The 20622-nt window shown below is 38.7% G+C and carries 17 protein-coding genes; 6 read left to right on the top strand and 11 right to left on the bottom strand.

Annotation, left to right across the window (positions count from 1 at the left end; all coding sequences use genetic code 11):
- Entirely contained in the window at positions 1 to 2325 is a 2325-nt protein-coding gene (locus GQR87_RS16065; RefSeq protein WP_233267290.1) for an EAL domain-containing protein, read from the top strand.
- 70 nt (positions 2326 to 2395) lie between these two features.
- A complete protein-coding gene (locus GQR87_RS16060; protein WP_233267289.1) occupies positions 2396 to 3547 on the top strand; it encodes a hypothetical protein in 1152 nt (383 codons plus the stop codon).
- Between the two features lie 89 nt (positions 3548 to 3636).
- On the opposite strand, the gene GQR87_RS16055 is transcribed toward GQR87_RS16060, so the two are convergent.
- From GQR87_RS16055 to ampD, 11 genes are all read right to left on the bottom strand, one after another.
- Positions 3637 to 4356: a YdiY family protein gene (locus GQR87_RS16055; protein ID WP_158971060.1), complete on the bottom strand. Its 720-nt coding sequence runs from the start codon at positions 4354 to 4356 to the stop codon at positions 3637 to 3639.
- Between the two features lie 152 nt (positions 4357 to 4508).
- Entirely contained in the window at positions 4509 to 5216 is a 708-nt protein-coding gene (locus GQR87_RS16050; protein ID WP_233267288.1) for a YdiY family protein, read from the bottom strand.
- A gap of 159 nt (positions 5217 to 5375) precedes the next feature.
- The gene (locus tag GQR87_RS16045) at positions 5376 to 6227 is read right to left on the bottom strand and encodes an HDOD domain-containing protein (RefSeq protein ID WP_158971058.1); all 852 of its coding nucleotides are present in this window, start codon (positions 6225 to 6227) and stop codon (positions 5376 to 5378) included.
- 103 nt (positions 6228 to 6330) lie between these two features.
- Positions 6331 to 6576: a DUF1289 domain-containing protein gene (locus GQR87_RS16040; protein ID WP_158971056.1), complete on the bottom strand. Its 246-nt coding sequence runs from the start codon at positions 6574 to 6576 to the stop codon at positions 6331 to 6333.
- 207 nt (positions 6577 to 6783) lie between these two features.
- A complete protein-coding gene (locus GQR87_RS16035; protein ID WP_158971054.1) occupies positions 6784 to 8379 on the bottom strand; it encodes an FG-GAP-like repeat-containing protein in 1596 nt (531 codons plus the stop codon).
- A gap of 341 nt (positions 8380 to 8720) precedes the next feature.
- On the bottom strand, positions 8721 to 10151 hold the full coding sequence (gene lpdA, locus GQR87_RS16030; protein WP_158971052.1) for a dihydrolipoyl dehydrogenase: 1431 nt from the start codon (positions 10149 to 10151) through the stop codon (positions 8721 to 8723).
- A gap of 111 nt (positions 10152 to 10262) precedes the next feature.
- Positions 10263 to 12248, bottom strand: a complete 1986-nt coding sequence (aceF, locus tag GQR87_RS16025; RefSeq protein WP_158971050.1) for a pyruvate dehydrogenase complex dihydrolipoyllysine-residue acetyltransferase — start codon at positions 12246 to 12248, stop codon at positions 10263 to 10265.
- Between the two features lie 26 nt (positions 12249 to 12274).
- Positions 12275 to 14950 carry a pyruvate dehydrogenase (acetyl-transferring), homodimeric type gene (gene aceE, locus GQR87_RS16020; RefSeq protein WP_158971048.1) on the bottom strand — a complete coding sequence of 892 codons (2676 nt, stop codon included), beginning with the start codon at positions 14948 to 14950 and terminating at the stop codon, positions 12275 to 12277.
- 101 nt (positions 14951 to 15051) lie between these two features.
- A complete protein-coding gene (locus GQR87_RS16015) occupies positions 15052 to 15807 on the bottom strand; it encodes a GntR family transcriptional regulator (protein ID WP_158971046.1) in 756 nt (251 codons plus the stop codon).
- Between the two features lie 194 nt (positions 15808 to 16001).
- On the bottom strand, positions 16002 to 16826 hold the full coding sequence (gene ampE, locus GQR87_RS16010; protein WP_158971044.1) for a beta-lactamase regulator AmpE: 825 nt from the start codon (positions 16824 to 16826) through the stop codon (positions 16002 to 16004).
- A gap of 66 nt (positions 16827 to 16892) precedes the next feature.
- On the bottom strand, positions 16893 to 17432 hold the full coding sequence (gene ampD / locus GQR87_RS16005) for a 1,6-anhydro-N-acetylmuramyl-L-alanine amidase AmpD (protein ID WP_158971042.1): 540 nt from the start codon (positions 17430 to 17432) through the stop codon (positions 16893 to 16895).
- 133 nt (positions 17433 to 17565) lie between these two features.
- Here ampD and GQR87_RS16000 point away from each other — a divergent pair, with 133 nt between their 5' ends.
- The 4 genes from GQR87_RS16000 (at position 17566) to GQR87_RS15985 (ending at position 20616) form a co-directional block, all read left to right on the top strand.
- Entirely contained in the window at positions 17566 to 18561 is a 996-nt protein-coding gene (locus GQR87_RS16000) for a cytochrome-c peroxidase (RefSeq protein ID WP_158971040.1), read from the top strand.
- Positions 18562 to 18575: 14 nt separating this feature from the next.
- Positions 18576 to 19079, top strand: coding sequence for a TIGR02281 family clan AA aspartic protease (locus GQR87_RS15995; RefSeq protein ID WP_158971038.1), 504 nt, complete (start codon positions 18576 to 18578; stop codon positions 19077 to 19079).
- 52 nt (positions 19080 to 19131) lie between these two features.
- Positions 19132 to 19974 carry a carboxylating nicotinate-nucleotide diphosphorylase gene (gene nadC, locus GQR87_RS15990; RefSeq protein WP_158971036.1) on the top strand — a complete coding sequence of 281 codons (843 nt, stop codon included), beginning with the start codon at positions 19132 to 19134 and terminating at the stop codon, positions 19972 to 19974.
- 201 nt (positions 19975 to 20175) lie between these two features.
- Positions 20176 to 20616 carry a prepilin-type N-terminal cleavage/methylation domain-containing protein gene (locus GQR87_RS15985; RefSeq protein ID WP_158971034.1) on the top strand — a complete coding sequence of 147 codons (441 nt, stop codon included), beginning with the start codon at positions 20176 to 20178 and terminating at the stop codon, positions 20614 to 20616.
- The last annotated feature ends 6 nt before the right edge of the window (positions 20617 to 20622 follow it).

The following is a 20622-nucleotide window of genomic DNA, read 5'->3' as shown; positions in this document are numbered from 1 at the left end:
TTGAAGCAATCAACTACTTCATTGCAAAAACGTATAGCGCTATTTTTTTTATTAGTGTTAAGCATAATAGTAGTTGTGACCTTAACCATTGTCTGGCAAACCACATATAATCACCTTACTGCACAATTAGACTCTCAATTTAGCACCGCCAGAGAAGTAGTCGTCGAACGTATTCAAAACAGAGCTAAGGCATTAGAAGCTGATTTAGAACCTGTGGCTAAGGATTTTACCACCAAAAAATTGATAGCTTCGGCAGTTCAAGATCCTTCTTCATTACGCTCTGCTATGGATAATTTTCAGAAAAATAGATGGAAAACAGATATTTATTGGGTGCTCAATCCTAATTCCGAAATTTTAGCTAGTTCTAATCAATCAGGCCAACTTGCTGCTGATGTCGCCAAAATGTTGTCTACCGACGGAATACATTGGTATAGGCATGATGGAATATTTTATTTAATGAAAGCTATGCCTGTTAGATTTGTTGAATTATCGGGCAAAATCAATGGTTGGATAGTGACAGGAGTAAAAGCTGAAACCTTATTTGGCGACCGGCTAGTTGAACTCACTAACATGCACGTCGCTGTGTTTGATTTTGCCGATAAATTAAATATTGCGACTACCTTTTTGGGCGAAGCTTTGGAACCCTTAAGTGAACAGGAAAACATAGGTAAACAAACCTTAGCGAGTGAAACTTATCTTTACACTACGTCGGAATTGGGAGAATGGTTAAAAACACCTGTATATTTGATTTTGGCTAAAAATGAAGCTGATGCTTATTTGTCTAATCAAACATTAAGAAATGAGCTGTTTTTAGTTTTGATTTTAGCCGCACTTCTCGCATGGTTAGCTGCTGTTCTTGTCTCTCGTGGTATTACTCGTCCTTTAGAAGAGCTAAGTCGTGTGGCTACAAATATAAGTAAGGGACAATATAGCGATACGTTTCCTACTTCTAATGCCCGCGAAGTGGAGTCTCTTTCAAAAGCCATTAGTGATATGCAAGATGGTATTTTTGACAGGGAAAAAGAAATTAATGCATTAGCATTTTTTGACGAATTAACAGGTTTGCCAAATAGGTTACAGTTCAATCAACATCTAGCTAATCTGATTAATAAACAAGTTGATAATCATTTTATTGTATTAACTTTAGATGTGGATAGATTTAAAGAAATTAATGATACAGTTGGCCATGAAACAGGGGATACCTTGTTACAACTAATCTCTCAGCGTTTAGCTTTATATACAGCGCATAATCCTTTTTTTGCCAGATTAAGTGGTGATGAGTTTGCAGTGGTACTAGATAATCAAAGTGCAAAATATGCTGAAAAAGCGGCCATTGATTTAGTTGCGCTTTTTGAACAATCTTTTAGGCTCGGTGAATTGGTTTTAGATATTGATTGCAGTATTGGTGCAGCCGTTTACCCAGACGATGCCACTACGTATCAAGGTATATTGCAATGTGCTGATATTGCTATGTACAGCTGCAAAGAGCAGCATTATCGATATGCAGTCTATACAGATTCCTTAAACAAATATTCTGTAATGCGTCTTAACTTAATGTCTGAACTGAAAGGAGCATTAAAAGAGGGACAATTGCAATTATATTATCAACCTAAGTTATCATTTGATGGTAATGCAATTAACACTGTTGAATGTTTGATCCGTTGGATACATCCTGAGCATGGATTTGTTTCACCCGATGAATTTATTCCTTTGGCAGAGCAAACAGGTGCGATTAGAAATGTGACTAATTGGGCGCTAGATGTGGCGTGTCGAGAGGTAAGTATTTGGCAATCACAGGGGATGAATTTAGGTGTGGCCGTGAATATTTCTGCTATGGATTTAGTGGATATGTGTTTGCCAACATACATTGCAGAACTATTGACCCGTTATAATTTAACTGCTGATTTGTTAACACTTGAAGTGACAGAAAGTGCTGTAATGAGTAACCCCGAGAATGCATTTAAAGCGTTGAATGTATTAAAAACTATGGGGATTACTTTGTCTATCGATGACTTTGGTACAGGCTATTCATCTATGGCACAACTGAAAAAAATGCCGGTTCATGAATTAAAAATCGATAAAGCATTTGTCTTAGATCTGGCAGCAAATAAAGACGATCAGGTTATGGTAAAAACAATTATTTCTCTAGCAAAAAATTTAGGTTTAAAAACAGTGGCTGAAGGTGTTGAAGATCTTGATACACTGAATTTATTAGAAATATTTGGTTGTACTAAAGCTCAAGGGTTTTATTTGAGTAAAGCCTTACCAGTTGCCCAGTTTAATCAGTGGTATGTAAACTTTGTACAAAATAGAGTTTCAGGTTAATCGTATTATGAGATTGTGTCACACTAGCATTTATTTATGTTTGGCTTGCCTTGGTTTTAAAAGTTATGCCGTGGAAATAACGGGTTTAGTCCAAGTCAATTATGTTTTAGCTGATGAACAAAAATCTTGGTTAGAAGAAGACACTGGGATTTTAGCTTATTCTGAAAATGGTCTGAATGTACAACAAGCTTTAATTAAATTTTCTGATACATACTCCAATGGACTGAGTTACAACTTAGTCGCAAATTATTATCAATTAGGTGAGCAAAATTTTGGGATTTCCCAAGCTGAAGTAATCTATAAACCTTTGAGTCGGAGTGAAATTCGTTGGCGAGCTCGTGGCGGATATTTTTATCCAAAAATGTCTCTAGAAAATGTTGATACAGGTTGGTTATCTCCTTTTACCTATACTCAGTCAGCGATTAATAGTTGGATAGGAGAGGAGTTACGTACTCCCGGCCTAGAATTTACTTTGTATAGCCCTGGACGCGCTAGAAAAAGCGCTTTTTCATGGGAGTTACATAGTGCGGCTTATCAAGGGAATGATCCTTTAGGAACTGTCATTAGTTGGCGAGGTTTTGCTTTGCATGACAGGCAAAGCTTAAATAATGATAAGGTCCCATTTGCTGCATATCCAAGTGTTGTCGATGAAGATCAAGTCTTTCATCCAAATTATGTTGAACCTTCACACGAGTTAGATGGTCATGTAGGTTTTTATATTGGTGCTCATCTAGATTATTATAATCAAACGAGCTTACGTTATTATTACTATGATAATCAGGCCGATCCATTAGCGGTGAGTGATGAACGACTGTACGGTTGGAGGACTAAATTCCACTCTTTAGCGCTGCAACATAAGCTGTCTAGGGACACTCGTTTAATTGCTCAGTGGTTGTCAGGGTCTACATCTATGGGGCCTAGGGTAGTGTATGTTAATTTTGATTCCAGTTATCTAATGCTAAGCCATAAAATTGCTCAACATCGGCTAAGTCTACGAGCTGAATATTTTAAAGTGCGAGAGGATGATTCGACCCCTTGGGATCCTAATAATAGTGATGGCAAAGCTGTGACTTTGGCTTGGCGATATAATGTAGATAAAAACTGGCAAATTGGTTTAGAGCAGCATATTAATCAGAATAGTGCTGAAAATCGTAGATCACTCAATCAACAACTAGAAATAAATCAACAACAAAGTTTAGCGGTTGTGCAATTTCGTTGGTAATTTTTTAGCCTGAATAGGCTGATACAAGGGTAAAGTTGGTGAGAAAAATTGGCAGTGAAAATCACTGCCAATAAGATACAAATTAGTGCTTAGAAAAAAGTGTAAACAAGTGTCACAGCTGTTTGTGTATCAAGATTCTTTTTAGTATCAGCAACATCTGAGTTGTGATCTAATACCAAAGATACTTTAAGTGAAAAACCATCACTTATTTTAGCTGATATCGAAGATTCAGACTTCGATTTAGTATTATCACTACCTACTTCTGTACTGATTAATTGTTTAAAGTTAGCTGTTTTAGATAACTTTAATTCATAGTTCACTACGCCCCTAACAATAACACCGTTCTCACTAGTGCCATCTTGACGTTTTGCAAAAGAATAACCAGGACCGATACTGTAATCGAATTTACTGCTGTCATCTTGCCATAATTTTTGTGACCAACCGCCAGCAATGGTTGATTGGTAATCGAAGCTGCTGAATCTATCATCTTCATACGATGCGAAGCCAAATACTCGATGGTCAGGGTTAGTTAATTTATAGTTGCCTTGAGCTGATAAAAAGTACTTTTGCGCAGTCGTTTGTGAAACATCATTCACTTCATCTTTTTTATATAGGCTTTCAAACTTATAATCATTACTCCACATTTCAAGTTCTTGGTGAGCTGATAGTTTACCTTTCATAGATGTGGTTTCTGTATTACCGGAGGTGGCAATAAATCCAAACTCCCCGTCCATAGAGAAAGGCTTTTCTTCAGCCGCTAGAGCCTGACCTGAAGCTACTAAGCCGATTAATAATAACGATGCTTTCATTTATATTTCCTTATTAAACATGTGTGTTTAAATTTTATGATTGAATTCAATTTGCCGCATTTTACCTAAGTATAAAAATTATTTCTTCTACTCTTTAGTCTTATACTAACTATTAGTAATAAGTGTGCGTCGGGGGTATTCCTAATGATTTTTTAAAAGAATTGATACATCAAGGTGACGGCTGTTTGCGTATCTAAGTCTTTACGACTGCCGCTAGCGCCTGTGTCATGGTTCATCACTAAGCTAAGTTTCATTGCTAAAGCGCCATTAATTTTTGTAGATAAAGACGTTTCAGATTTGGTTTTGGTGAAGTTATTTGCTATTTCAGTACTAATGAACTGTAAAAAGGTCGCTTGATGGGTAAACTTTCGTTTATATTCCATTGCAGCCCTAGCTATGATGCCTTCTTGTAAATCTTGGCTACTATTTTCTTTTAATTTAGATGTCGCATATCCAGGCCCTACACTATATTTAAGTTCGCTAGTTTTTGTATGCCACAACCTAGATGACCAGCCTGCAGCTATAGCTGTTTGATAGCGAAAACCACTAAAACGCTTTTTTTCATACTCTGCATACATGAAAATACGGTTATCGGGATCGAGTAATTTGTAATCTGCTTGAGTAGAGATGAACAGGTTGTGTGCTGAAGTCGCGGTAACTTTTTCTCCATTCACTGTTTTTTGGCTTTGTTTATATAATGTATCCGCAATAACTTGGTAACTCCAGGCTTCTAGTTCTTGGCTGGCATTGATTTTAGCTTTTAATGTAGACGCATTAGTATTACCGCTTGCGACAATAATGCCTAGTTCGCCTACCATAGATAATTCATCATCTGCTTTATAATTGCGTTTATCCGCCATGTACAAAGAGCGCATAAAGTTAGGTTTTGCGCTAGCACATAAAGGCAGACATAAGCAGATTAGGAAAAATATTGTTTTCATATCAAGAAGCAAGACTGAACTGTCAAAAAAAATTAATTATACAGCGTTTAAAGCTGAATGTTGATAGTAAATTATAATCTATGGCTTATGAAAAGTTGGTTTCATCACAGCGAGTACACTTTTCGCTTCCATCAGAGCGTATTTTATCGCATCTTCCAAGCCTTCTTGGTCCAGTTGTAGTTGATTTGTCACAGTAGGGGGGATTAGCTCATTGATTGAATAGAGATGGTCATTAGACATGGCAATGCCGGCTCTTACTGCGATAAATACAATCGCGGCTTCTCTACTTTCTATGGCTTTATTTTCATTATGTGCATATTCAACAGGTAAATATACCTGGGTCGGAAGATTCCAATATTTTAGTAAGTTTGAGCTACAGTTCGTATAGTTAAACCCTAAGACTTGATGTTGTAATTTCCATGGGGTGATTTGTTTATTGTATTGATTGCACTGGATGGCTAAATCAGGTGAATTTATTGCGACTAATAATTCTCCTAAATTGTGTAATAGTCCTAATAAGAAAAAACGTTCACTGCCTCTAATCTTAACGATTTTAGCTAAATGTTTGGCTACTAATGCGGCATAAATACTTTGTAACCAAAAACGCTTTAGATCGATAACATCAGAACTGAAATGTTTAAAAGCTGAACTGGCCGTTTCAATCATTAATAAGTTATATAGAGCTTCACCGCCGATAATATTAATCGCTTTACTTAGTGAATCTATTTGTGATTCAAATCTAAATAAAGGGCTATTGGCTAATTTTAGTAACTTTGATGATAGCGAGGGGTCTAATGCAATTAAGTTGCTGATGTCATCAAGATCTGATTTCTTGTCGTCTAACATGGCACGTATACGAGTGCATATATCAGGTAATGCAAAAGAATGACTGGCAACTTTGGCAATATTTTTGGGATCTATTGAAGGCATGGCAACCAATGTTAGTGATGATAAGGATTTAGTATAAACATCTGTTACATAAATAGAGAGCCTTTTATTAAAAACGCTCAGGCTTTATTACTTTTAAGTCAATTTAATCAAATATATCAAACTGTTGTGTATTATCTGGCGTTTTCTTTTTATTAGTTTTTTGTTGTTTCGCTCGTTTTTTCCTTAATCCACAAGCTTTAATTATTTTACTTTGCACATCTTGTTCTAATGAATTCCAGTGTAATCGTTCCTCCCTTGAACGGAAACAGCCCAAACAGAACCCTTTGGGACCTGACTGACAAACACCTATGCAGGGGCTGTTGATTTCAAAGATTTCAATTTGCTTCAAAGGGTAATCTCAATGCAAAAATGTGATTGACCATGAAAGTATAATACAAAAAAGGCCACTTTTAGCGGCCTTCAGAGTAAAATATCAGTATTATCCAATCTCACCAAAATTTTTGATACTCCCTATATGTTTCCCCATCATTCGGTTACTTGTAATGATGAGGCTTTCAATATTGAGCCGTTGATATCTGACCAATTTGCCAATGTATTATTCTGGGCATTGACGAATATAGGCTTGGCTGCCCTCATCACTGGTTAATAATATGGCGCTTTCATCTTTAATAATACATCTACCATCTGCTGCTTTAGCTGTAATGTGAGTGCCGTTATACTCAAATGCTTTTAATTGGCATTGCTCAAAACTTAATGGCTCTGTAACAGTTTGGGTGCTATGACTCCAATTGGAAAACAAAGTATTCCCTTCGTTCCAAAAAGTATTTTGTTGTTGTGGTGTAATGCTACAAGCTCGGTATTTCAAAGCATATATCGAACCAGTGCCACCGGCACCACCTCCCATATTAATTGTTATAGACCCGTCATCGCTATAGTCTCGCACAATTGACATTGAGCGGCTAAAACGTTCATCTGTGTCTAAAGGTAATATAAAACCTCCTTCTGTTTCATTTAGGCGGGTAAATGTTTTAATGGTTTTATCTGCATTTAAATAAAGAATATAGCCTACGCCATTATTATGTTGGTTAGCACCTGTTACTAAATCAGGTATACCATCACCGTTTAAATCTCCAGCGGCTACCATTGCATGGCCAAAATGCCCTCCAGTCGTTCCATTCGGATTTGAATTAATGGCTATAGTTTCGTTAAAACCTGCCAGCCCTGGTGCTATTTTTAGTTTGTCTACAACATGGTGGGTTTCATTATCTAAAGATAAAATCCAAATTGCTCCAAGGCCGTTATCAGATTGAAATGCCCCAACAGCTAATTCTTGGGTGCCATCATTATCTAAGTCCCCTAATAAGGCAGACTCTCTGCCGCCAAAAGTATCATTGTTATTTAAGCCATTGTTAAAACCAGCCATGTTTTCACCTATAGTCACAATATCATCAACTATGAGCTTAGAGTCTTGATTGAAAAATAATAAGTGGATGACACCACCATTTTTGGCATTCGGCTCCGCAGCAACCAAATCAATTCGACCATCTTGATTTAGGTCGCCCACGGCACTTAGGCCTTGGGCAATAATATCGGTGTTTTTCACCATAGATTTAACGTGGCCACTGCGCTCAAGGTGGAGAATATAAATAGCAGGCACCACACCTGAAGGTGCTGAAACCGCAATATCGGGAATATCATCACCGTTATAGTCTCCAATTCCAGCAACGCCATAACCAAAAAAGCTTCCTGCTACTAATATTTCTGAAAAGCTTCCCTCTAGCATAGAGATTTTTTGATTTGAATGAACACTGCCATCCTCATTCATAAACAAAATGTAAACAGCGCCGGCATCAGTTGCACCATCGTCATCAGAACGTGCGCCCACAACTAAATCAGGTATACCATCACCATTTATGTCTCCAGCTCGGTCGTGATCTCTACCAAATCGATCGCCGCTATCTAAATCAGCATTGAGGCCGCTTTCGCCGCTAACAATATGAACATACTCAATAGGTTCAAATGCCTGAAATTGGTCTTCGGATAGTTCAGGTGTTATTGGTTCTGGGGGGCTAACAACAGGTGGTATTGATGGTGCTGAAGATTCGGGGAGTACAGGGGTATCTGAACCACCACAAGCTTGTAATCCTATCCCTATAGCAAGAATGGGTAAAAAAAGTATTTTAGTAAGCATAATTTTCTTATTTTTGGTTAAGTTTTAAAGTTGAGTCGCAGCAAATATTTTTAAAAATAAACTTTTCATAATATGTTCAATGGATATTTTGATAATACTTAATAAAAACAGACGCAACGTAAACATAAGGTAAAGGAGTGTAAAGTTCAGGAAAGACGTTGCCTTAGTTCGCGATTTTATATGAATCTTTTTTGCTGCTGAAAAATAGCGAGATAGGAAGATATGGGTATATTCGAAAAAAGTGATGGATGGCTAAGTGTGAACCCTATTCAGTGAAAAATAATTTAATAAAAAAAGGGCCTTTCGGCCCTTTTAGATTTATTTTTCCAGAAAAAGAGTGATTACTTTTTCTTTTTGACAGCTTTTGCATTCGGTAAATCAGTGATTGAACCTTCGAATATTTCAGCGGCTAAACCAATTGATTCGTTAAGCGTTGGGTGAGCATGGATAGTTAAACCCACATCTTCAGCATCAGCGCCCATTTCAACGGCCAAACAAACTTCACCTAACATTTCACCCGCGTTGATACCAACAATGGCACCACCCAGTACACGGCCAGTTTCTTTGTCGAAGATCATTTTGGTTTTACCTTCAGTACGGGCAGAAGCAATGGCACGACCAGAAGCAGCCCAAGGGAAGTTAGACACTTCAATTTTTAAACCTTGCTCTTTTGCTTCACGTTCAGTTATACCTACCCAAGCCATTTCTGGATCGGTATAAGCAATTGAAGGAATACAACGTGGGTCGAATACGTGTTTTTTACCAGAAATTACTTCAGCCGCACAATGTGCTTCGTGAACTGCTTTGTGAGCAAGCATAGGTTGACCAACTACATCACCGATAGCAAATATGTGGTTAACATTAGTACGTAATTCGTTGGTTACGTTAATAAAACCACGCTCATCAACCGCAACGCCTGCTTTTTCAGCGTCGATTAGTTTACCGTTTGGTTTACGACCGACAGCCACCAAGATCTTGTCATAACGTACTTGACCTTCTGGGGCGTTTTTACCTTCAAAAGTAACGTATAAACCATCATCTTTAGCTTCTACTGCAACAACTTTAGTAGACAACATAATGTTGAATTTTTTCTTGTTGTAGTTAGTGTAAATTTTAACGATATCAGCATCTGCTGCTGGCACTAGTTGGTCAGCAAATTCAACTACAGAAACGTTAGAACCTAAGGCTTTATAGACGGTGCCCATTTCTAGGCCGATAATACCGCCACCTAGTACTAACATTTCTTCTGGTACATCTTTAAGTTCTAAAGCGCCAGTAGAGTCGATAACACGAGGGTCGTCATTTGGGATGAAAGGTAAATCAACAACAGAAGAACCCGCAGCGATAATAGCGTTATCAAAAGTAATAATAGAAGTGCTACCGTCATTACCTTTTACTTCAACCGTTTTGTCTGAAGTGAATTTTCCGTAGCCAAAAACAGTTGTTACTTTACGTGCTTTAGACATGCCACCTAAACCACCGGTTAACTGGCTAATTACGCTTTCTTTCCAACCACGAATTTTATCTAAATCGATTTGTGGCTTACCAAACGTTACACCATGAGAAGCCATGGCTTCTGCATCGTCAATCACTTTAGCTACGTGTAATAATGCTTTAGAAGGAATACATCCTACATTTAAACACACACCACCAAGCGTTTCGCGGCTTTCGACCAATACTACATCTAAACCTAAATCTGCTGCACGGAACGCTGCTGAGTAACCACCAGGGCCGCCGCCTAATACTACTACTTGAGTTTTAATATCGCTCATGTGAACCTCAATTCTGTTATTTGAACCAGTAAGTTAATGAAATAAGTTACTGTGTAAATTCTGTTTATTCTAAAAATGAGAGGTAATAACTGTGTTATTACCTCTCAACAATTAAAGTACTAATCTACGTAAATCAGTTAAGTTATTAGCAACCTCAGTTGAGAAAGCTGCACCTTCAGCGCCATCAATCACTCTATGGTCGTAAGATAAACTTAACGGTACCATTAAGCGTGGTTCGAATTCAGTACCGTTCCACTTAGGTTTCATATCTGATTTAGAAACACCTAAAATTCCCACTTCTGGCGCATTTACGATTGGCGTAAATGCTGTACCACCAATACCACCTAAGCTAGAAATAGTAAATGTACCGCCTTGCATGTCGGTCGCTTTAAGCTTGCCGTCACGGGCTTTACCAGAAATAACAATTAACTCTTGAGAAAGTTCTTCAATGCCTTTTTTGTTAACGTCTTTGATAACTGGAACAACCAAGCCACCAGGTGTCGCTACCGCGATACCAATATTGATGTATTTCTTAAGGATCAAGCTAGCGCCATCTTCAGACAATGAAGAGTTCATGCTAGGGAATTTCTCTAACGCACGAGCTACCGCTTTCATTACAAATACAAGCGGCGTAATTTTTAAGCCAGTCTTTTTCTTTGCATGATAAGCATTTTGCTCTTTACGGAAGTCCTCAATATCTGTGATATCCGCTTCATCAAACTGGGTAACATGTGGAATCGTTGCCCAGTTGCGATGTAAGAATGGTCCAGAAATCTTTTGAATTCGACCTAATGGTTTTTCTTCAATTTCACCAAATTTACTAAAATCAATTGGTTTAACAGTGGCAATTTGTAAAACATTGTCGCCAACCACGGCATTACCGCTAGCGGCTGCTTTTGGTGCGGCTAACGCAGCTTTAACATATGCTTGTACATCTTCTTTTAAGATACGGCCTTTACGCCCCGTACCTTTTACTAAGCTAAGATCTACTCCAAACTCACGGCCTAAACGACGAATAGCAGGAGAAGTGTAAACTTTACCAGATGCTTTAAAGTCACTTGCTAATGGTGCCACTGGTGCTGCTTTCGCTGTTGGCGTCGGAGCGGGGGCTGCTGCCGGAGCAGGTGCTTCAGTTTGAGCAACAGGTGCTGCAATTGCTTCACCAGCTTTGGTCTGAAGTTTAATAACAAGTGTCCCTTGTTTAACTTTATCACCAGTGGAGATAAATACCTCTTTCACTGTACCAGCATGAGTAGACGGAACGTCCATAGTCGCTTTATCAGTTTCTAAAGTAATTAACCCGTCTTCGGCTTCAATTTCATCACCTACCGCAACCAATACGTCGATTACGTCAACTTCACCATCTTCACCAATATCAGGAACCGCTACTTCAATTAACTCGCTTGGCGTTGCTACTGAAGCAGGCGCTGCAGTTTGAGCGACAGGAGCAGCTTCTGCAGTTGGAGCCGGAGCTTCAGCAACAGGTGCCGCAGATGCACTTGGTGCACTGCCAGCCACTTCAAGTTTAATAACAAGTGTCCCTTGTTTAACTTTGTCCCCGTTTTTGATAAAGACTTCTTTCACAGTACCTGCGTGAGTTGAAGGCACGTCCATAGTGGCTTTGTCAGTTTCTAATGTAATCAGACCATCTTCTTGTTCGATCACATCACCAACTGCAACTAGGACATCGATTACATCAACTTCGCCGTCTTCACCAATATCTGGCACGGCTACCTCTATTACTTCGCTGCCACCAGTTGCTGCTGGAGCCGCCACTGTTGGAGCTTCTGCAACTGGAGCCGGGGCTGCAGTTACTGCAGGTTCTTCTGCTGGTTCTTCAGCCGTAGGCGCTGCTGAGCCTGCAGCCATGATCTCACCAATCACGTCACCTTCTTTTATTTTGTCACCAACGGCAACAGAAAGGCTGGTTAATTCGCCGGCAAATGGTGCAGGTATATCCATTGATGCTTTATCAGTTTCAACAGTGATAATACCTTCATCCGCTTCTAATGTGTCGCCTACGGCAACACAAATTTCAATGATCTCAACTTCTTCGCCACCTACATCAGGGACTAGAATTTTTTGAATATCAGACATGTATAAGATTCCTTATCTAGCCACTATTATGCGTAAAGTGGATTAAGTTTCTCAGTATTGATGTCAAAGCGTTTAATCGCTTCAGCTACAACACTCTTCTCAATTTCGCCACGCTTAGCTAGCTCATATAATGAGGCAACTACCACATATTCAGCATTAACTTCAAAGTGAGTACGAAGATTGGCACGGCTATCACTACGACCAAAACCGTCAGTACCTAAACAACGATATTCAGTATCGATGAAAGCACGAACTTGGTCAGAGTAACCTTTAACATAATCAGTTGCCGCAATAGCTGGACCTGCGTCTTTAGTAATAACTTGGCTAATGTATGCAGTTTGTTCTTTGGCTTCTGGGTTTAACATGTTCCAACGAACAACGTCTTGGCCTTCACGGGCTAATTCATTGAATGAAGTCACAGAGTAAACATCGGAAGATACATTGTAATCAGCACTCAATATTTGAGCTGCTTTACGTACTTCATTTAAGATAGTACCTGAGCCCATTAATTGAACGTTAGATTTAGATTTTTTCGCTTCTACACGTTCTAACTTGTAGATACCTTTAATGATTTGCTCAGCAATATCATCACCTTCTGGCATTGCAGGGTGTTGATAGTTTTCGTTCATCAATGTTAAGTAGTAAAAAACATTTTCGTTTTCGCCGTACATACGACGTAAACCGTCTTGCACGATAACCGCTACTTCGTATCCGTAAGTTGGGTCATAAGTGACACAGTTAGGGATTAAGTTAGCTTGCACATGTGAGTGACCATCTTGGTGTTGTAAGCCTTCACCATTTAGGGTGGTACGGCCGGCAGTTGCACCTAATAAGAAACCACGTGCTTGGCTGTCGCCTGCTGCCCATGCTAAATCGCCTACACGTTGGAAACCAAACATTGAGTAGTAGATATAGAAAGGAATAGTGGTCGCGTTACACGTTGAGTAAGACGTACCAGAAGCAACCCAAGAAGCCATTGCACCTAGTTCATTAATACCTTCTTGTAATACTTGTCCTTTTTTATCTTCACGATAATAAGCCACTTGGTCAGCATCTTGAGGAACGTATTTTTGTCCTTCACTGGCGTATATACCGACTTGGCGGAATAAACCTTCCATACCAAATGTACGTGCTTCATCTGGAATGATTGGCACGATACGTTTACCGATTTTCTTATCTTTTAATAAGCTATTAAGTACACGAACAAAAGTCATAGTAGAAGAAACTTGACGATCGCCTGAGCCTTTTAAAATAGCATCAAAAATTGATAACTCAGGCATTTCAAGTTGTTCTTCAGCTTGCATGCGTCTTTGTGGTAATGAACCACCTAAGGCTTCACGACGCTCTTTCATGTATTTGTATTCAACTGAATCTTCAGCAAACTTAAAGTAAGGTAAGTTTGGAATATCAGCATCAGCAACAGGAATACTGAAACGGTCACGGAATTGTTTAATTGAATCAACGTCCATTTTCTTAACGTTGTGTGCAATGTTTAATGCTTCACCAGAAGCGCCTAAACCAAATCCTTTAACAGTTTTTGCTAAGATAACAGTTGGACGACCTTTAGTGTCCATGGCTTTTTGATAAGCAGCAAAGACTTTAATCGGATCATGACCACCACGATTTAAGCGGTAGATGTCTGCATCAGACATATTTGCTACTAGTGCAGCAGTTTCTGGATATTTGTTAAAGAAGTTTTCGCGGGTATATTTTCCGCCTTTAGCTTTACAGTTTTGGTATTCACCATCGACTGTTTCGCTCATCAACTGTAAAAGTTTACCTGATGTATCACGGGCGATTAATGCATCCCAGTAACTACCCCAAATAACTTTACATACTTCCCAGCCAGCGCCGCGGAATGTACCTTCAAGCTCTTGAATGATTTTGCCGTTACCACGTACCGGACCATCTAAGCGCTGTAAGTTACAGTTAATAACAAAACATAAATTATCTAAACCTTCACGTGAAGCTAAACCAATAGCGCCTAATGATTCTGGCTCATCTGTTTCACCATCACCTAAGTAACAATAAACACGTTGGCCTGAACAATCTTTAATACCACGGTCGGTCAAATATTTTAAGAAACGAGCAGTGTAAATAGCCTGTAATGGACCCAAGCCCATAGATACAGTTGGGAACTGCCAATAGTCTTTCATCAAATGAGGATGCGGGTAAGAAGGTAAACCTTCGCCATCACATTCTTGACGGAAGTTATTAAGTTGATCTTCAGATAAATTACCTTCAACAAAAGAACGGGCATAAATACCAGGCGATATATGACCTTGTGAGAAAATAAAGTCACCGCTATTTTCTGCATTAGGCGCTTTAAAGAAATGGTTAAAACCTACATCGTACAACATAGCTGATGAGGCAAAACTACCAATATGACCACCAAGATCTAAATCTTTCTTAGAGGCACGTAATACTATCATCAGTGCATTCCAACGAATGGCACCACGAATACGTGATTCCACTGCTCTGTCACCGGGCATTTTCGGCTCTTGTGACGTTGGGATAGTATTTACATAAGCTGTTTTTGCGTCGAAGGGTAGGTGAGTACCACTTCTTCTAGCTTGATCAATTAACTTCTCTAAAAGGAAATGGGCACGTTCTGGACCTTCATTTTCCAAAACCGCTTCCAATGATTCCAACCACTCTTGGGTTTCTGACGAATCAATATCAATGTTAGGGAGCTCAGACATAATATTTATTTAGTCTCCAATGTTGTTATTTATAAATAGTTAAATGACCAAAAAGTTAACACTAGTCATCGTGTTTTTTACTGTTAAATAAGTGATAAAACTTATTGATGTCGCTGCATTCGACCAATCAAACGCTGCATAGAATTTTGTTCCTGTGTCAGTAACAATAATTCTTCTTCAATTAATGTGAGGTAATTATGGCTTTCGCTCCACGCTTTTTGTGGTTTTCCAGCTAAAATTGCCTGTAATAATTTTTTTCGATAATCGCGCATCTTATGGAACATATCGGGGCGTTTAGCCAATATTGTTATATTCTGCTCTACATTACTTGTAAATATACTTGCCATACTTCTGACTATATGCAATATAACTGAGTTGTGGCAGGCATGACAGATAGACATTAAAAAATCATAAATAGCTTCAGCTTCGAGACTGAAATTATTTTCTATTTGTGCCAAACCCACAGCATCGAATTTAGTTTGTACTTCTTTTAATTCGCTGGGAGTTCCGCGCATCGCTGCGTAATAAGCAGCCATACCCTCTATGCCTAAACGAAACTCTAATAGATCAAATTGGCTATCTAGATTTTTTGACATCAAATCAAATAAAGGATCTGATAATCCAGCCAGAATACTGTCACAAACAAATGTGCCGCCACCTTGTTTACGATTAACTAAACCTTTGGCTTCAAGTTTTTGGATTGCTTCTCTTACAGAGGGTCTGGAGACTGCAAATTGTTCGGCTAATGAGCGTTCAGGAGGGAGTTTTTGCCCAGATGCTAATCTACCGTCTAACATCATGGATTCTAATTGCTCCATAATGTCGTCAGATAGTTTTCTAGATTGCACTTGGCGCATTTAATATTCCCGTCATATCAAGCATGTATAATTGTCACTTGGTAAATTGGTAAGACCATTTAGCCCGATAGCTTAGTAGACATTTTCTCTCGGGTAAATATTAAAATTGTAAAAGTCCTATTTTATTTTTAATCGGTTTTTATCAGGCCCTGGTTATAAAGGCCTTCAGAGAAAATTCCTTGAGGTCATACCACTTAGTTAATCCAGCCTGAAAGTGTCAAAATAGCAATGGCAACTAACAAAAACATCACATTTCGTTTAGCCAAACGAACTAAAGTGCAAGGTTCTTCGGTGCAGTCATTTTCATCTGGTTCTATTTCTTCGGCCTTTTTTGATACTTCTAATAACAGCGTTTTTGCAGGTACTGCAGGGTCGGGTAAATAGCCTAACCAAGTAGAAAATGCATTGGAAAAATGACCAATAACTAAAAAGCCAAAAGCGGTGATCCTAACGGGTAACCAATCTAAAATGTTCAACATCAGTTGCGCTTGAGGCGCAGCGGCAGTGTTTTGTTTGCTAAAGTGGGATTCTAGATCGCGAACCAGTACATAAAGAATCGCACCCGCAGCACCGAATACTGCAAACCATAAAATCACAGCAGTATAATGACGATAATTTTGCCAAACGAGGTTCTGTCCAAAAGAGGTTTGGTCTTGTGCACCATTTTTGATTTGTTCTTCATACATGCTACAAGCTTGTAAGTCACCACGGTTTGCAGCCTCTAAAAAACATTTGTACGTGGCTCTAACATTTGGGCAACCCACGCATATCATAAGCACGGCAGTACTCAGGACTAACTCGACTAAGCCTCCTGTAAATTCTTGGATCACAAAATAACTAATTAAAACAGGCAGCAAAATAAATATAATAAGTGCCCAAGATTTAGATGAGGAATTTAGCCATTTACTCGATTCTATGGTGGTCGCGTATTTAGTAGAATAAAACTCGGCTTGCCAATATCTAGATTTAGTGGTGACTCGCTCCACTAGCAGAACTAGTAATAAGCTGATCAAAGTCATGGTGGTTTCTCTTGTTAAATTAATAGTTAATTTTAGGGGCGTTGTAGATTATATCATTAGCTGTGATTAAGTTAATAGTACTCTATATCTTGGCCAGTCAAAGGCCACACCAGGATCGGTTTTACGTCCGGGGGCGATATCGTTATGGCCGACAATTCTAGCAATATTAATAGCAGGATAAGTTTGCATTAATGCCAAGGTCACTTGTTGTAAACTATGGTATTGGTCATCGGTGTAAGGAATATGATCAGTACCTTCCATTTCAATTCCGATAGAAAAATCATTACATCTATTCACGCCTTGAAAACTGGAAAAGCCAGCATGCCAAGCCCTTTTGTCAAAAGGCACAAATTGAATCACTGTACCATCACGCTTGATTAAACAATGAGCTGAAACACGTAATTGATAAATTTCTTGGAAATAAGGATGTAATTGGGGATCTAATTTTCCAGTGAAAAAGTACTTGATATAGTCTCCGCCAAATTCATTTGGTGGTAAAGATATATTATGGATCACTAAGAGAGATATAACTGAATCAATAGGTCGTTCATCCCAATGAGAAGTTGGGTAATATTCAGCATGTGTTAAAATAAATTTTTTTATCACAAGTTCAATAAGTTAGTAGGTAATCGCTGTATCATAACAAAGTGGTCTAAATTTCACAGAGTAAACTTACTTGGCGTTAACTTTGTTGTCTTGAATAATAAAAGCAGCCATCAATAATATAGAAGAGATAATTGTGTATAAATTGACAATCATTGTTTTGGTCTTTCTTCTTGGGCAATTTCCGGCTAGTGGAAATGCCGGCGATGCGGAAACGTTAAGACAATTGTTTAAACACTTTTTTAGCCCTATCCAATTGTTAAATAATGATAATCCGCAAAATCAAGCTCAAGTCTTATTGGGAAAAACATTATTTTACGACCCTCGCTTATCTCAAAGTAAAGAATATTCCTGTAATGGCTGTCATGACTTAAATAAGTACGGCACTAATGGCGACTATTTTTTACAATTAAAAGCAGAAAATAAAGCCAGTAGAGATGTGCCGAGTATATATAATAGAGCGGGATTAGAGATTTTTGGTTGGACTGGGCAATACCAGTCACTTGCTGCGTATATTAATCATGCTTTGCTCAATTCCAAAGAAATGGCTAACAGTAACCTGACACAGATTGTTGACCGAATTAACAATATCAAAGGCTATCAGCCTTTAATTAAAAATGCATTTGATACTTCATTACTGACAGAGCCTCAAATTAGTCAGGCCTTAGAAGCATTCTTGATCGGACTGGTTACCCCAGCGCCGATAGATAAATTTATGCAGGGTGACGATAGTGCTTTAACCAGTGAGCAATTAACAGGAGGTTTATTGTTTGATAGGCAATATTGTCATTCTTGCCATACTGGTACTAACTTTGGTGGTAGGATGATCCAGAAAATGGGGGTCAAAGAAAGATGGCCAAATCAGCAAGATTTAGGTTTATATCACGACACTAAACAAAGCAGTCATAAAATGTTTTTTCGTGTTTCTACCCTGCGTAATGTTGAAAAAACAGCTCCCTATTTTCATGATGGTTCATCAAAACGAATGTGGGATGCAGCGAAAAAGATGTCACGGTATGAGTTAGGTATAGATATGCCAATCAATGACGCTTTAGCTATCCATACTTTTTTTCAAGCGCTTACTGGCGACATACCAGTCACTTATATTGAAAAACCCTCTATGCCTAATTAATCGGAAAATAATGAATGCAGCAAAATAAAATGGGTAAAGGCATGTTGATCATGGCTTGGTTGATAGGTTTGGCCTTATTAACTTTTATATTCGATGAGCAATTAGCTAAACAGTTTAACCCTAATTCAGAGCCGCTTAGTTCTAGCGTTTCGGGTGTGACAGAAGTACGGCTAGAACAAAATCGTGCTGGGCATTATGTCAGTGGTGGAGCTATAAATGGCCAGCCAGTGGTGTTTTTATTGGACACAGGTGCAACACAAGTATCTGTGCCTATGCATTTAGCTGAACAATTAGCCTTAGAACAAGGCCGCGCATCTTGGGTGCAAACGGCTAATGGCCGAGTGCAAGTCGCGCAGACCAATATTCAACGTTTATCTATAGGTGATATTCAGCTTAATAATGTTGCCGCTCACTTAAACCCAGGTATGCAAAGTGATCAAATATTGTTAGGTATGAGTGCCCTTAAACAATTAGAATTTAGCCAAAAGGGTGATTGGTTAGTATTACGTAACCTATAAACCTAATGTCTGCAGCTACTTTTAACTTACAACCAATTATTCAAGAGTCAACATGTTAGAAAATCATATTAAACAAGCGGTACAAATAGCCCTGTCTGAAGATTTAGCCGGTAAACACCCTGATGAGGGGGATATTACCGCTAACTTGATCGACAAAGAGCATAAGATCACGGCAGAAATAATTACTCGAGAAGATTGTGTGCTGGCGGGATCTGCTTGGGTCACAGAAACGTTTGCCCAATTAAACCCAAATATTCAATTACAATGGTTAGTTAAAGATGGGCAACAGTTAAAAGCCAATCAAAGTATAGTGACTATAAGTGGTAATGCCCGACAAATCTTGACGGGCGAGCGTACTGCTCTTAATTTTTTACAGACCTTGTCTGGTACAGCTACTGTTGTGGCAGATTGTGTAAAAGAATTAGTCGGCACTAAAACAAAATTATTAGACACCCGAAAAACTATTCCTGGTATGCGCTTAGCACAGAAGTATGCTGTGACTTGTGGTGGTGGACAAAATCATAGAGTTGGACTGTTTGACGCCTACTTAATTAAAGAGAATCACATTATGGCTTGTGGTTCGATTCAGGCGGCAGTAGATAAAGCTCGGACAAATCACAGTGAATTACCCGTAGAGGTAGAAGTGGAATCACTGACTGAATTACAACAAGCTATTCAAGCAAAAGCCGATATTGTGATGTTAGATAACTTTAGTTTAGCTATGGTTGAGGAAGCGGTTGCCATCAATAACGGTCAATGTAAATTGGAAGTGTCAGGCAATATTACCAAAGAAAGACTGCAAGAGTTGTCCGCTTTAGGTGTTGACTTTATTTCATCAGGCGCCTTAACCAAACATGTGCAAGCTATTGATTTATCATTACTATTAATAAAATAAAGTTAAAACCTCGCAAATAAAACAGTGATATCTAAAGGCATTATAAAAATGATGTCTTTAGCGCCTTAGACTTAGGTATACCCCCGCATACTTGTCAGATGCTCATCTCCTTCTATACTGATTAGGAATTCAAAAACAACGTCTTAATTGTTAGACAAATAGTAACAAACTAATTTACACAAACGTGTTGGAGATATACCCATGAACATGACTCAAATGAAACAAGTAAAAAAACAAGGTGGCTTCACTTTAATCGAATTAATGATTGTTGTGGCTATTATCGGTATTTTGGCAATGATTGCTTTACCTGCTTATCAATCTTATACAGAAAAAGCGCGTTTTACTGAAGTGACGAATGCCACTTCTGCTGCAAAAACAGCGGTAGAGATTTGTGTACAAATGGGCAATGATTTAGCTGATTGTGATGCGGAAGCTAATGGTGTTCCAAAAGATATTACCGCTGCTGCTGGTATAGTGGGTCTTGCTACTGAAAATGGCATAATTAAAGCTACAGCACCAACAGATTCAGCAATCGATGGTCCTGATGCCACGACTCCTGCTAGTTTCACTTTAACTCCTACAGTATCTGGTAGTGGTAACCTAACTTGGGGTGCGACTTGTGACCCAACTACCCTATGTTAATAGGTT

It is taken from the genome of Paraglaciecola sp. L3A3 (genome assembly GCF_009796765.1).
Taxonomy (GTDB): Bacteria; Pseudomonadota; Gammaproteobacteria; order Enterobacterales; family Alteromonadaceae; genus Paraglaciecola.
Note: the sequence above shows the minus strand (reverse complement) of the source record. Positions and strands in the feature narration are given on the sequence as shown.